This is a genomic window from Mycobacterium alsense, assembly GCF_002086635.1.
GTDB classification, from domain to species: Bacteria; Actinomycetota; Actinomycetes; order Mycobacteriales; family Mycobacteriaceae; genus Mycobacterium; species Mycobacterium alsense.
In genome coordinates this window covers 21,188-33,907 of record NZ_MVHD01000042.1, presented here as the reverse complement: position 1 = coordinate 33,907, position 12,720 = coordinate 21,188, and the positions used below count along the sequence as shown (strand labels likewise).

Below are 12,720 nucleotides of genomic sequence, written 5' to 3'. Positions count from 1 at the left end.
GCTCGAGTTACTAGCCTTTCCAGACGACCTTGTCCGTTCCTCCGGCGTCCCGGTAGACGACACTGTCGGGGTTCGTACCGCTGCGAACGTCGAAGTAAATGCGCCCCTTGACCGGGGTGCCCAGGGGGAGTGGCCCCTCGGGAAGGCCGTCGGTCTGGTTGCCCTTCATCACCGCGAACGTCGAGCTGTTGGCGGCGCGAGCGTTGAAGTCGGCAATGTTCGGGGTTGCGTTACCGCTCACGCCCGTGGCGGTGACGTCGGAGTACCACACGCCGTCGTTGTGGCCGCTGGGCTGCAGATTGCTCACGGTGTAGTCGATGGTGCCACCATTGCTGGAAAGCTCCGCCATCTGGCCGAATTGCAGCACTTGCGGGTCGGCGAACGCCGGTGCCGCCGCGAGGAGTCCGGCCGCCGCCAGAGCAGCCGCTACTGTCGTTGTTTTCGATGCAAAGTGTGAGAACGCCACGTCGGGCTCCCTTCGTGAATGTCGGCTGTCAAAAAGCGACAGCTCATTCGTGGGGGCTATCCAAAGGTCGCAACTTCAAACCGGATGTTCCTCAGGTGCTGCGGCTCGCCGTCTACGACCGCGGCGTAAGTTCGTTCGGGGCTACGAAGACCGGGTGGGGCGGGGACCACACCACAGGACGACGCGGGAGGGAGCCCATGAGAACGATCGCATACCGCCACCCGGCAGTCGTCGGCCTGGCCGCCGTCGCGCTGATCACCGTGGGGTGCAGCAACGGCAAGAGCGTCGGCACGTCGGCACCACCTCACGCCGGGGTGAGCGTCACCTCCGCGGCTACAGCCCCGGCGCCGCCGACCGAGGTGAAGCTCATCGGGGAGAGCGACGTCGAGGTGACTCTCACCGGCCCGATCGCGGTCAAGTACTCGTCGGCGACCGAGGATCAGAAGCAGGCTCTGGGCAAGCCGCTGACGGGCGACCGCAACGCAGGAAAACGGGCGAGCGGCCTGGTATTCCAGCAGTTCCAGGGTGGCGTGATCACCGCCAAGAACGACGACGCCGGCACGCCCGCATACATCACCCTGGGCAAGATCCGGGAGGCCTGGAACGTCCCACGCGACCCGGACGGCGTGCCTGTGGTCACCGGCGATAACGGTTCGACGGGTCCGCTGGGCTTTCCCATCAGCGACCAGCACGCCGTCGGCGATCTGCTCGTGTCCGACTTCGAGCACGGCAAGATCGCCTACAACCCCAAGACCGGCCAGGTCGAGGTGACGGTGAACGGCAAGGTCGTACCGTCCGGGCTGTAGCCCGGCTCGGGGCGGTCTTACCTGACATAATGTCGCTTATCGGTATAAGGCCCACCTGCGCGCTTTAATCGGAAGACCCACCAGCACCGGCATCTTCCCGGATTACTTTTACCTCCCCGGATCAGGCAACGACGTCCGACGATTCAGGCGCGCGCCATCGGGTCACTCAACGAACGACCTGACCCTGAAGCGCGTCTGCCAATGGGTTCGCAACGGCGCGCGGTCAGGCCGGTTCCCCCTCCCCGCGAATCGCCGGTAATACGTCACTGTGACGAATTGCCTTGGGGCGCACGGCTATTGGGAATGCCGCGCTAACCGAGCCCCTCCATCGAGCGATTACCTTGCTGGCGAAGTCGAGCATCTGCTCAAGGGTGGAAAACATCGCGAAGGCATCCACGATCGCCTCGTCAGCACCCGACCCGGCGAGGCGCTCGAGCCTGTCGACAGCCGAGTCAACCGACGTGCCCGGTTCGAGGTTGATCCGCATGGCCGTCTTCAGCGCGTCCGGATCGCGGCCGGCGTCCTGCGCCGCGCGGCGCGCGACCGACCACAGATGGTCGGTGACCTCGTCCTGCAGCCCCTCCACGCCGAGCCAGCCGGTGCCGCCGCGGCCGACCCGGCGCATGGCGGCCTCGCTGGCACCGCCGATCCAGATGGGCGGGCCGCCGGGCTGGACCGGGCGCAGGTCGGCATGGACCGGCGGCAGCGAGAAGAACTCGCTGTCCCAGGACACCGGGGTGGTCGTCCACCACTCGTGCAGGAACGCCAGCAGGTCATCGAGCATCTTCCCGCGCCGGCGCCAGTCCGCGCCGCGGGCGATGTCGTGCTCGTCCTTCATCCAGCCGATACCGACGCCAACGTCGAGGCGGCCGTCGCTGAGCACGTCGAGCGTGGTCAGCAGGCGGGCCAGGTGCACCGGCTCGTAGTAGAACGTGCTGAGCGTGCTGGCGTTCAGCCGCACCCGGCTGGTCGCCGTCGCGGCGACCGTCCACAGCAGCACCGGATCGAGGTAACGGGTCATCTGCGGCGGGTACGGCTGCTCCTTGCCCGGATAGGTGCTGTGCATATCCACCGGCGTGACCAGGCGATCGCCGACCCACAGCGTGTCGTAGCCGAGGTCCTCGAGTCCACGGCAGAACGCGCTCAGACCGGCAGCGCTGCTGATAGCGGGCCCGACGATGGGAAGTGCGAAGCCAAGCTTCATCGCGAATCCTTTCGGTGATGAATCAACCATCATTGGGCGCACGGCGGCGGCCGGTCAGGCGGGAACGGCGGCGCCGAGGGCGAAGTCGTAGTTCCCCATCCCGTGGCTGGCGAGGCCCATCATGACCAGGCCCGTTCCCTCCAGCCAGTGCGCCATGTTCAGGCCGCCGACGTCCAGCGGGCGCAGCCCAACGCTCTCGATGAACTCCGCGACGCCCTCCTTGGCGCGCGCATCGTCGCCGGCGATGAAGACGTCGAGCGGCCGGCCCTGGGCCAGGACGACACCGAAGATCGTGTTGAAGGCCTTCACCACGCTGGCGCTGGCCGGGGCCGCCTTGGCGACTTCCTGCGCGATCGAGGTGTCATCCGGGATGGCGAGCCCGTCGGCGGCGGTGTTGAAGGGGTTGCTGATGTCGACGATGACCTTGCCCGCGAGGGCCTCGCCGTACCGGGCGACCACCGGAACGACATTGGCGTACAACAGCGCCACGATGACGATGTCCCCGGCCGGCACGGCGCCGAACTCTCCCGTCGTGGCACCGCCGCCGAGAGCCTTGGCCAGGTCAGCGGCCTTCGACCGATCGCGGCCGATGACCTCGACGGTGTTGCCGCCCGCGACCGCCAGCGCGCCGATGGCGCGGGCCATGTTCCCGGTGCCGATGATGCTGATGCTGCTCATGAGGTATCCCGTCTTGGATTAATGATGAAAAAGGTTGACGTGTCTACCTTAGACCTGGTTTGTTGATGCGTCAACCAATTGAGGTAGCATGGACGCTGATGGAACCGAACTGGCTGAACCCTCGTGAAGACCGCGCCTGGCGGGCGTTCCAGCACGCGCACCATCGGCTCGACTTGCACCTGAATCGTGGTCTACAGGGATCTGGCCTGTCCGGCGCCGACTACGAGATCCTGGCCGTGCTCTCCGGTCACGACGGGGACCGGATGCCCGCCCACGAGCTGTGCAGCACACTGGGCTGGGAGAAAAGCCGTGTCTCCCACCAGGTTCGGCGCATGCAGAAGGACGGGCTGATCAGCCGCGAACCGAACCCCGACGACGCGCGCAGCACCATGGTCCGCCTGCTGCCGGCCGGCCGCGCCGCGATCGAGAAGGCGGCGCCCGGGCACGTGGAGGCCGTCCGCCGCAACTTCATCGACCTGCTCACCCCGGCCGAGCTCGACATGCTGGCCGCCCTCAACGAACGCGTCCTGCGCCACCTGGCCAAGGACGACGACTCCCCCGCCGACGACGAACCCTCATAGCCCTCATCGCTGTGGCCACCAACGGCGCCCAATTCCGTCACTGTGACGAATGCCCCTGGGGCGCAAGGTTATTGGGACACACTGTGTCCAGCGGTCTAGTGGCGCGCCCGGCGATGCGTGTCGGTCGACCAGAGATGACCGCAGTCCGAGCATTGCAGGTGCACCAGCGTCCCCTTGTTGCTGAGGAGATACTGCCAGTGCGTATCGCAGTTTCGGCTGCTCCGGCAATCACCACAGCGGGCGCGGTGGTCGCAGCGCGGGCACGGCAGCCACGCGCGGCGGCCGCGGTCGGCCGTCGGATCAATCGGTAACACGAGCAGTCCGTTCGGGCAGGACGCCGGCGCGGACCAACTCGTCGTACACCCGCTGCTGCTCCTGATCCAGATCGGAGTACAGCATCTCGTAGGCCTGCTGTTCCTCGCCGAGCACCGCAATCGGATCCCAATCGTCACCGATCGCCTCGACCACAGCGCTGCGTCTGCGCGCCTCGTCGAGGGTCAGGTCGTAGGCGAAGTCGAAGTTGGCCATCGCGCTCCCAGCCGTTAGATAAGCGAACGAACGACCAGGATGACCCAATCGCGACCGGTCAGCGTATGACGCGCGTCACAGTCGACGGTTGAAGTTCGTCACAATCTCGCGCACTCTCCCCAGGCGTGCGCCACGGAAAATATGTCACCGTGGCGAATTGCCCTGGGGCGCAAGAGTATCCCGCTAGCCCGACGCAACCACCGACGCGGAGTTCCACGGGGCCGGGCGTCCGGACGAGGCCGGCGCATCGGGGAGATCGTCCGTGACATCCCAGGTCGCCGAAAGCCGACCGACGCCCAGCGCCACCGCGCAGTGCACACCGAGCTCCACGAGCTGGTCCTCGCTGAATTGCTCGCGCAGCTCGGCGTAGACCGCATCATCGATGGCCAGGTGGTCGGTGGCAAAGAGCTCCGCGAAGCGTAGGGCGGATCGCTCAGCGGCCGAGAGGTTTTCGGCATCGGCGGGCCGTTCCAGCGAGCAGACGGCGTCCTCGTCGAGGCCGTCGTCGATGGCGCTTTGATAGCGCACCGCGATGCAGCTTTTGCATTGGTTGAAGAACGCGATGCGCAGCCGCACCAGTTCGAGCAGCCGGGGCGGCAGCGTTCCGTTGTCGCGCAGCGCCGCGGTCAACGAGCCCAGCGCCTCGGCCACCGCGGGCAGGCGCCCCATGATGGCGGCGACGCCGAGGTTGATCCGGTCCCCTTGACCGAGGTCCTGGGTGGGCACCGCGGCAAAGGCGGTCGAAGGCGCGATTCGTGTCACTGCATCGTCTCCCGTCACGGAACAGCCCTGGCCGCACGCTACTCCTCTGCGTCGACCGCGGCGTCGAAGGGTGGCCCGTCGAAGCGCTCGCGCGTGGCGAACTCGGGGACCGGCCGTCGCCGCAGCTTGGTCACCCGGTGCACCGGCCTGCCCAGCGGCACCACGGCGGCGATCGCATACGGATCGGGCACGCCGAGCAATCCTTTGACGCGTGGCTCCTCGGCCACGGCCATCGTGGTCAGCACCCCGCCGTATCCCTCGTTGCGCGCCGCCAGCAACACGTTCCACACGAACGGGTACACCGACGCCCCGGACACCACGCCGATCCGGTCGAGGTCTTGATCGGTGGCCGCGACGACGCCGAGGTCCAGGCACATCACCAGGACCACCGGCGCCTCGCGGAGCGGGGCCCACATCTGCGCGGGCGGCTGCGTCGCCTCGATCGTCGACACGTCGACTGCGGTGGGCCGCAACGGATTCCACGGCGACTCACCATGGGCGAGCTGCGCGGTGTAGCGGCGGGCGGCGGGCAGCGCGAGGTCGGCCAGCGCCGCCCGGGTCCGCTGGTCGCGCAGCACGATGACGCGCACGCCCTGCCGGTTGCCGCCGGTCGGCGCGAAGCGGGCGCCGTCGAGGATCCGACCGAGCACGTCGTCGGGAAGCGGGTCGTCGGTGAACTCGCGCACCGCGGGCGTGGACCGCATGACGTCGTAGACCTCCATGCGCACCATCGTGCCGTAAGCGCCGCTCACAGCGGCGATCAAGTCGCTTCAAGCAGCGTCGTGAAAGATCAAGCCGAGCGTGCAGCGTTCGCCGGAGCGGACCACCGAGACCCCGTGGCGAACGGGCGCGGCCGACCATCCCCGCGTCGAGCGCACCGGCCGCTCCCTGGTGGTGAAGATGTAGCCGTGTCCCTGCGGCAGCGTGGTGGCGGTGCCGCGCGATTGTGCCCGCGGCCGCTGCTCGACGAGCAGGAATTCGCCGCCGGTGTGTGACACGCCCGGCTCGTGCAGGTTGATGACGACCTGCAGCGGAAAGACGAGGTCCCCGTACAGGTCTCGGTGCAGGGCGTTCCAGTCGCCGGGCCCGTATTTGAGCAGCAACGCGGTGGGTTTGGTCTGCCCGGCGCGATGGCACGCGTCCAGCCACTCGTCGAGGGTGTCGGGCCATGGCGGCTCGCGGCGGAGCTTCGTCCACCAGTCGCGGGCGATCGGCAACAGCCGCGGGTAGAGCGCCTGTTTGAGCCGCTCGATCGACCGCGGATAGGGCCGATCGAAATAGCGGTATTCGCCTTGCCCGTAGCGGTGGCGGCCCATGTCGACGATGGCGCGAAACCTGCCGTCGTCGCCGTAGAGATCGAACAGCGCCGCGCACTCGGCGGGAGTGAGCAGCTGCGGGAGCAGCGCGCCGCCCACGTCGTTCACGGCGGCCGTGACCGCGTCCCAGTCCGCGGCGCCCACTAGCCGATCCCATTTCGACGGCATCACAACAATCTGCCCGCGTGGCCGCGAAAGTGCAACTGGCGACGCATTTCTCGACTGGGACGCCGGTAACCGCACTCTCGCGGGAGGGGTGGGGTATGGTCAGCGAGGGCCGGGCACGGGAGAACACGCGATGGCAAATGCATACGCCGAGAACGCCTTCACGGCACGGCGCGCGTTGGATCCCGGTCTGCGCAGGGCGGCCCGTTTCCTGCCCCGCGGATACGCCCTGCACCGCGGCTACCGGGTGCAGCGGGCACTGATGAACCTCATGGGCAACGCGGGCCGCTTGCGCCACGTCCCGATCGCGTCGGTCAACGAACACGTCACGGTCCGCCTGCATCGCCCGGCCGGCCTCCCGGCGCGGGCGCCGTGGATGTTGTGGATCCACGGTGGCGGCACGATCATGGGTCACGCCGCGCAGGACGACAGGTTTCTGAAAAAGCTGTCGCACATCACGGGTATCGCGGTGGCCGCGGTGGAACACCGGCTCGCGCCCGAGCACCCGTATCCGATCCCGGTGGAAGACTGCTACGCGGCGCTGCGGTGGCTGGTTCGGCAACCGTGGGTCGACCCGGATCGGGTCGCGGTCGGGGGCGCCAGTGCCGGTGGGCATTTCGCGGCGGCGGTGGCCCAGCGGGCGCTCGACCGGGGGGAAATCAAACTCGCCTATCAGATGCTGGTGTATCCGATGCTCGACGACCGCACCGGCGCCGCCGGCGGCGACAAGCGGATCGTGTGGACCGCCAGCGACAATCGGCAGGCGTGGCGCTGGTATCTGAACGGCGCGGATCCCAGTGAGGCGGCACCGGCGCGCCGGGAAAACCTGGCCGGCCTGCCGCCGACGTGGATCGGGGTCGGGACGCTGGACCTGTTCTATCAGGAATGCCTGGACTACGCGCGCCGGCTGCGCGAGGCCGGCGTTCCCGTGCACGAAGAGATCGCCCCGGGTGCCTTTCACGCGTTCGATCAGATCGCCGACAAGGCCGCGGTGTCGGTGAGGTTCTTCGCCAGCCAGTGCGATCACCTGCGTGATGCCCTCGCGCCCCGGTGTCCGTGACCACCCGACGCGGGCGGAAGGTGACTGCAAAGTTTGCGGTTTGTGCAACTATTGGTGCCATGGGCAACGAGATGGGTCTTCGCGAGCGGCGTCGCCGCCAGACCAGCGCGGACATCCGCGACGCCGCGGTGCGCCTGGCCAGTGACCGCGGTTTCGACAAGGTCACCATCGAGGAGATCTGCGTCGACGCGGGGATTTCGACGCGCACATTCTTCAACTACTTCCCCACCAAGGAATCCGCGATCGCCTACGGCCCGTCCGACCTGCCCCCCGAGCTGGCCGAGGAATTCGTCGCCGCCGGCCCTGCCCCCTACCGCGTGGTGCTGGCCGAGCTGATCACGCTGGCGGCCCACCACCTCCGCGACCTGCCCCCGCGGCGCGAACAGGCCGCCGGCATGATGGTGCTCGCCAAAACCAGCCCCGCCGTGCTGGCCGCGTTTCTCGCCGAGCTGGAGCGGTTTCAGACCCAGCTCACCGACATCGTCGCGCGCCGCCAGGCAATGCGGCCGGACGACGACATCCCCGCGCTGATCGCAGCCCTGGCGCTGACGGCCGTGCGTTCGGGCCTCGAGCACTGGGCCAGCGACGAACCCCGGTGCGCCGACGACACGCCGATGCCGTATGTCGAGCGCGCCGCCGCGCTGGTCAACAGCATCTTCACCAGTGAAGGCGCGGCAGTTAGCTAGATCACTTTTTTGCACTGTCTGCAAATTATGCAGGCTATGTATTATACTTTGATAGGCTAAGCGGGGGTACGGGATGGCGGGGCAGGCATCCCAGCACCGACGATCGAACGCGCAAACGTGAAGATCCGCGAAGTCCACTGTGCCGCAAAGCAATTGCGGCCGCCGCATACGACCATGCCCAGGGCCGCCGCTGAGTGACGAGGAAAGGACTCGCGCAGTGCAGCTATCGAAAGCGGTGCGCAACGCGTGGTTGCCGCTGCTGATCGTGGCGGTCGTGGCGGTCGGCGGGTTCACCGTGGCGCGGGTCAAGTCGTTCTTCGGCGCCCACGACACCGGGATCATGACGAGCCCGCGGCTGGATGACTCCAAGCCGTTCAAGCCCAAGGTCGTCAAGTACGAGATCTTCGGCTCGGCGACTCACGCCAACGTGAACTATCTCGACCTGTCCGCCGACCCCAAGCGGGTCGACAACGCACCGCTGCCCTGGACCCTCGTCCTCAGCACCACCGCCCCGTCGGTCTTCCCCAACATCTCGGCGCAAAGCGACGGCGACCGCCTCGGTTGCCGCATCACCATCGATGACGAAGTCAAGGACGAGAACATAACCCACGGCGTGCACGCCCTGACCTTCTGTTTGGTGAAATCAGCATGAGCACACGCTCCGAACGCGACGCCGACGCCCGCACCGATGCCATCCCCACGGCCGAACTGCCGGTGCGGGAGAGGATTCCGCGGATCATCCGCACCTTTGCCGTACCGATCATCATCGGCTGGATCGCGCTGATTGCCGTGCTCAACGTCGTCGTCCCCCAACTGGACGAGGTGGGCCGGATGCGCTCGGTGTCGATGGCGCCCGACGATGCGCAATCGGTCGTGGCGACCAAGCGCATGGGCGCGGTGTTCCACGAGTACAAGTCCAACAGCTCGGTGATGATCGTCCTCGAGGGCCAGAATCCCCTCGGCGCCGACGCCCACGCCTACTACGACGGGATGGTGAGAAAGCTCAACGCCGACACCAAACACGTTGAGCACGTTCAGGACATGTGGAGCGATCCGCTGACCGGCGCGGGCGCCCAGAGCAACGACGGCAAGGCCGCCTACGTCCAGGTCTACCTCGCGGGCAACCAGGGCGAGGCCCTCGCCAACGAATCGGTCGAGTCGGTGCAGAGCATCGTCAAGAGCGTGCCGCCGCCGCACGGGGTGAAGGCGTATGTCACCGGGCCCGCGGCGCTGTCGGCGGATCAGCACATGGCCGGCGACCGCAGCATGCAGCTCATCACGGCGGCCACCTTCACGGTGATCATCACGATGCTGCTGTTGGTCTACCGGTCGGTCGTCACGGTGTTGCTGACGCTGGTGATGGTGGTGCTCGAGCTGTCGGCCGCCCGCGGGTTGGTCGCATTCCTGGGATATTTCAAGGTCATCGGGCTCTCGACATTCGCCACGAGCCTGTTGGTCACGTTGGCGATCGCGGCCGCCACCGACTACGCGATCTTCTTGATCGGCCGATATCAGGAAGCCCGTTCCGTTGGCCAGTCCCGGGAAGACGCGTATTACACGATGTACAAGGGCACCGCGCACGTGGTGCTCGGGTCCGGTCTGACCATCGCCGGCGCGACGTTCTGCCTGCACTTCACCAACCTGCCGTATTTCCAGACACTGGGCATCCCGTTGGCCATCGGCATGGTGGTCGTCGTGGCGGCGGCCCTGACGCTGGGGCCCGCGGTCATCTCGGTGGCATCGCGCTTCGGTAAGACCCTCGAACCCAAGCGGGCCCAACGGATTCGCGGCTGGCGCAAGGTCGGCGCCCTCGTGGTCCGGTGGCCGGGCCCGATCCTGGTCGTGACGATCGGGGTGGCGCTCGTCGGCCTGCTGACCCTGCCCGGCTATCGCACCAACTACAACGACCGCAAGTACCTGCCGGTCGACCTGCCGGCCAACGAGGGCTACGCCGCCGCGGATCGCCACTTCTCGCAGGCGCGGATGAATCCCGAAGTGCTGATGATCGAAAGCGACCACGACCTGCGCAACTCGGCGGACTTTCTGGTCATCGACAAGATCGCCAAGACGGTCTTCCGGGTGCCGGGAATCGGCCGCGTGCAGGCGATCACGCGCCCGCAGGGCACGCCGATCGAGCACACCTCGATCCCGTTCCAGATCAGCATGCAGGGCGTCACCCAGCAGATGAACCAGAAGTACCAAGAAGACCAGATGGCCGACATGCTCAAACAGGCCGACATGATGCAGACCACCATCGACAGCATGGAAAAGATGCAGGGCATCACCACGCAGATGGCCGATGACATGCATGTCATGGTCAAAAAGATGCACGACATGACCATCGACGTCGCCGAGTTGCGGGACCACATGGCGGATTTCGAGGACTTCTTCCGTCCGATCCGCAGCTACTTCTACTGGGAAAAGCACTGCTACGACATCCCGGTCTGCTTTTCGCTGCGCTCCGTCTTCGACGCGCTCGACGGCATCGACACGATGACCGACGACATCCAGAGCCTGCTTCCGATCATGGATCATCTCGACACGCTGATGCCCCAGATGGTCGCGCTGATGCCCTCCATGATCCAAAACATGAAGGCCATGAAGACGACGATGCTGACCATGTACTCGACCCAGAAGGGGTTGCAGGACCAGCAGAACGAGGCGCAGAAGAACTCGAACGCCATGGGCAAGGCGTTCGACGCGTCCAAGAACGACGACTCGTTCTATCTTCCGCCGGAGACCTTCAACAACGCCGAGTTCAAGAAGGGGATGAAGAACTTCATCTCCCCCGACGGCCACGCCGTGCGCTTCATCATCAGCCATGACGGCGATCCGATGTCGCAGGAAGGCATTTCGCACATCGGCGCCATCAAGAAGGCCGCCTACGAAGCCCTCAAGGGCACGCCACTGGAGGGCTCCAAGATCTATCTTGCCGGCACCGCGTCGATCTACAAGGACCTCAGCGACGGCAATACCTACGACCTGTTGATCGCCGGAATCGCCTCGCTGTGCCTGATCTTCATCATCATGCTGCTCATCACGCGCGGGGTGGTGGCGTCGGCCGTCATCGTGGGCACCGTCCTGCTGTCGCTGGGGGCGTCGTTCGGGCTTTCGGTGCTGATCTGGCAGCACCTGATCGGCATCGAGTTGCACTGGATGGTGCTGGCGATGTCGGTCATCATCCTGCTCGCCGTCGGCGCCGACTACAACCTGCTGCTCGTCGCGCGGTTCAAGGAAGAGATCCACGCCGGCCTGAACACCGGGATCGTCCGGTCGATGGGCGGCACCGGCTCGGTGGTGACCTCGGCGGGTCTGGTGTTCGCCTTCACCATGATCGCGATGGTGGTCAGTGAGCTCACGGTCATCGGGCAGGTCGGCACGACCATCGGCCTGGGGCTGCTATTCGACACCCTGATCGTGCGGTCGCTGATGACGCCGTCGATCGCGGCGCTGCTGGGCAAGTGGTTCTGGTGGCCGCAACGGGTCCGGCAACGCCCGAAGCCGTCGCCCTGGCCGACGCCGGAAAAAGAGCGCGAAGCGGTAGCCGCAGCGACATAACTCATTCCGCGAGGCTGTAACTGCCGACGTTACTTCTCGGGAAATGCGCCGGCAGTTACAGTCTCGCGGCGGCTAGGTGACCCACTCCGGCTGCTGGCTGGCGTCGACCGCCGAGAAGTCCTTGTGGCCCAGGCCGGCGGTGGTGCCGCCGTCCACGACGAACTCCGAACCGGTCGAATAGCTCGACTCGTCGCTGGCCAGATACACGACGAGGTTGGACACCTCGCGGGGGTCGGCGGCGCGCCCCAGCGCGGTCTGGAAGATGTCGTCGGGCACCCATTGGGTCATCGGCGTCTTGATGAGCCCCGGATGGATCGAGTTGACCCGGATCCCGCTCGGCCCCAGCTCCAGCGCCACCGACTTCGTCAACCCCCGGACGGCGAATTTGGTTGCGGTGTAACCGTGGCAGGCGATGGTCCCCGCCATCCCCTCGATGGAGGAGATGTTGATGATCGAGCCGCGCCCGGCCTCCTTCATGGGCTTCACCACCGCGCGGATGCCGAGGAACACCCCGGTCAGGTTGATGTCGAGGATCTTGTGCCACTCGGACAGTTCGTAGTCCTCGATGGTGCCGATGTTGAGGATGCCGGCGTTGTTCACCAGCACGTCGACCCCGCCGAACTCGCGCAGCGCGGTGTCCACCGCGGCTTCCCATTGCTCGGGCTTGGTGACGTCGAGGTGCACGTAGCGAACCGCGTCACCGAGTTCGGCCGCGACCGCCTTGCCCTCCTCGTCGAGGATGTCCCCGAACACCACCCTGGCCCCCTCGGCCACCAGCGTCCGCACGTGCGAGGCGCCCATCCCCCGCGCGCCGCCGCTGACGAGTGCCACCTTTCCCGCCAACCGTTCTGCCACTGTGCTTCTCCTGTCACGCAAGGGGTTTTCTGCACCATACAGATGCCGGCAGGCG

Annotated in this window: 14 protein-coding genes; 6 read left to right on the top strand and 8 right to left on the bottom strand. The window is 66.6% G+C overall.

The window, feature by feature from the left end; all coding sequences use genetic code 11:
* Positions 1-10: 10 nt before the first annotated feature.
* Complete coding sequence (locus BST11_RS19985) at positions 11-466, bottom strand: DUF1942 domain-containing protein (RefSeq protein ID WP_083139662.1); 456 nt, start codon at positions 464-466, stop codon at positions 11-13.
* Positions 467-663: 197 nt separating this feature from the next.
* Between BST11_RS19985 and BST11_RS19980 the strand changes: the two genes are divergently transcribed.
* Positions 664-1,272 carry an LGFP repeat-containing protein gene (locus BST11_RS19980; protein WP_083139661.1) on the top strand — a complete coding sequence of 203 codons (609 nt, stop codon included), beginning with the start codon at positions 664-666 and terminating at the stop codon, positions 1,270-1,272.
* 223 nt (positions 1,273-1,495) lie between these two features.
* Here BST11_RS19980 and BST11_RS19975 read toward each other — a convergent pair whose 3' ends face one another.
* Positions 1,496-2,476, bottom strand: a complete 981-nt coding sequence (locus tag BST11_RS19975; protein ID WP_244897722.1) for a TIGR03619 family F420-dependent LLM class oxidoreductase — start codon at positions 2,474-2,476, stop codon at positions 1,496-1,498.
* Positions 2,477-2,530: 54 nt separating this feature from the next.
* Positions 2,531-3,154: an NADPH-dependent F420 reductase gene (locus BST11_RS19970; RefSeq protein ID WP_083139659.1), complete on the bottom strand. Its 624-nt coding sequence runs from the start codon at positions 3,152-3,154 to the stop codon at positions 2,531-2,533.
* 98 nt (positions 3,155-3,252) lie between these two features.
* Between BST11_RS19970 and BST11_RS19965 the strand changes: the two genes are divergently transcribed.
* Positions 3,253-3,735 (top strand): MarR family winged helix-turn-helix transcriptional regulator, encoded by a 483-nt coding sequence (locus BST11_RS19965; protein ID WP_083139658.1) that lies wholly within the window; start codon positions 3,253-3,255, stop codon positions 3,733-3,735.
* A 300-nt stretch (positions 3,736-4,035) separates the two neighbouring features.
* Here the strand turns inward: BST11_RS19965 and BST11_RS19955 are convergent, their stop codons facing one another.
* From BST11_RS19955 to BST11_RS19940, 4 genes are all read right to left on the bottom strand, one after another.
* Positions 4,036-4,263 carry a DUF6400 family protein gene (locus tag BST11_RS19955; RefSeq protein WP_083139656.1) on the bottom strand — a complete coding sequence of 76 codons (228 nt, stop codon included), beginning with the start codon at positions 4,261-4,263 and terminating at the stop codon, positions 4,036-4,038.
* 183 nt (positions 4,264-4,446) lie between these two features.
* Complete coding sequence (locus BST11_RS19950) at positions 4,447-5,025, bottom strand: carboxymuconolactone decarboxylase family protein (protein WP_244897721.1); 579 nt, start codon at positions 5,023-5,025, stop codon at positions 4,447-4,449.
* A gap of 38 nt (positions 5,026-5,063) precedes the next feature.
* Entirely contained in the window at positions 5,064-5,747 is a 684-nt protein-coding gene (locus BST11_RS19945) for a nitroreductase family protein (RefSeq protein WP_083139688.1), read from the bottom strand.
* Between the two features lie 48 nt (positions 5,748-5,795).
* The gene (locus BST11_RS19940; protein WP_083139654.1) at positions 5,796-6,509 is read right to left on the bottom strand and encodes a 2OG-Fe(II) oxygenase; all 714 of its coding nucleotides are present in this window, start codon (positions 6,507-6,509) and stop codon (positions 5,796-5,798) included.
* A 130-nt stretch (positions 6,510-6,639) separates the two neighbouring features.
* On the opposite strand from BST11_RS19940, the gene BST11_RS19935 reads away from it, so the two are divergent.
* From BST11_RS19935 to BST11_RS19920, 4 genes are all read left to right on the top strand, one after another.
* On the top strand, positions 6,640-7,566 hold the full coding sequence (locus BST11_RS19935; RefSeq protein WP_083139653.1) for an alpha/beta hydrolase: 927 nt from the start codon (positions 6,640-6,642) through the stop codon (positions 7,564-7,566).
* A gap of 59 nt (positions 7,567-7,625) precedes the next feature.
* Positions 7,626-8,252, top strand: coding sequence for a TetR family transcriptional regulator (locus BST11_RS19930; protein ID WP_083139651.1), 627 nt, complete (start codon positions 7,626-7,628; stop codon positions 8,250-8,252).
* Between the two features lie 217 nt (positions 8,253-8,469).
* Positions 8,470-8,904, top strand: a complete 435-nt coding sequence (locus BST11_RS19925; RefSeq protein ID WP_211284739.1) for an MmpS family transport accessory protein — start codon at positions 8,470-8,472, stop codon at positions 8,902-8,904.
* On the top strand, positions 8,901-11,810 hold the full coding sequence (locus tag BST11_RS19920) for an MMPL/RND family transporter (protein WP_083139649.1): 2,910 nt from the start codon (positions 8,901-8,903) through the stop codon (positions 11,808-11,810). The genes BST11_RS19925 and BST11_RS19920 overlap by 4 nt, the downstream gene beginning before the upstream one ends.
* A 72-nt stretch (positions 11,811-11,882) precedes the next feature.
* On the opposite strand, the gene BST11_RS19915 is transcribed toward BST11_RS19920, so the two are convergent.
* Positions 11,883-12,665, bottom strand: a complete 783-nt coding sequence (locus BST11_RS19915; protein ID WP_083139648.1) for an SDR family oxidoreductase — start codon at positions 12,663-12,665, stop codon at positions 11,883-11,885.
* Positions 12,666-12,720: the final 55 nt, after the last annotated feature.

Coding starts and splice junctions, on each gene's coding strand:
- BST11_RS19980 (WP_083139661.1), top strand. CDS start 664: ATGAGAACGATCGCATACCGCCACCCGGCAGTCGTCGGCCTGGCCGCC.
- BST11_RS19975 (WP_244897722.1), bottom strand. CDS start 2,476: ATGAAGCTTGGCTTCGCACTTCCCATCGTCGGGCCCGCTATCAGCAGC.
- BST11_RS19970 (WP_083139659.1), bottom strand. CDS start 3,154: ATGAGCAGCATCAGCATCATCGGCACCGGGAACATGGCCCGCGCCATC.
- BST11_RS19965 (WP_083139658.1), top strand. CDS start 3,253: ATGGAACCGAACTGGCTGAACCCTCGTGAAGACCGCGCCTGGCGGGCG.
- BST11_RS19955 (WP_083139656.1), bottom strand. CDS start 4,263: ATGGCCAACTTCGACTTCGCCTACGACCTGACCCTCGACGAGGCGCGC.
- BST11_RS19945 (WP_083139688.1), bottom strand. CDS start 5,747: ATGGAGGTCTACGACGTCATGCGGTCCACGCCCGCGGTGCGCGAGTTC.
- BST11_RS19940 (WP_083139654.1), bottom strand. CDS start 6,509: ATGCCGTCGAAATGGGATCGGCTAGTGGGCGCCGCGGACTGGGACGCG.
- BST11_RS19935 (WP_083139653.1), top strand. CDS start 6,640: ATGGCAAATGCATACGCCGAGAACGCCTTCACGGCACGGCGCGCGTTG.
- BST11_RS19930 (WP_083139651.1), top strand. CDS start 7,626: ATGGGCAACGAGATGGGTCTTCGCGAGCGGCGTCGCCGCCAGACCAGC.
- BST11_RS19920 (WP_083139649.1), top strand. CDS start 8,901: ATGAGCACACGCTCCGAACGCGACGCCGACGCCCGCACCGATGCCATC.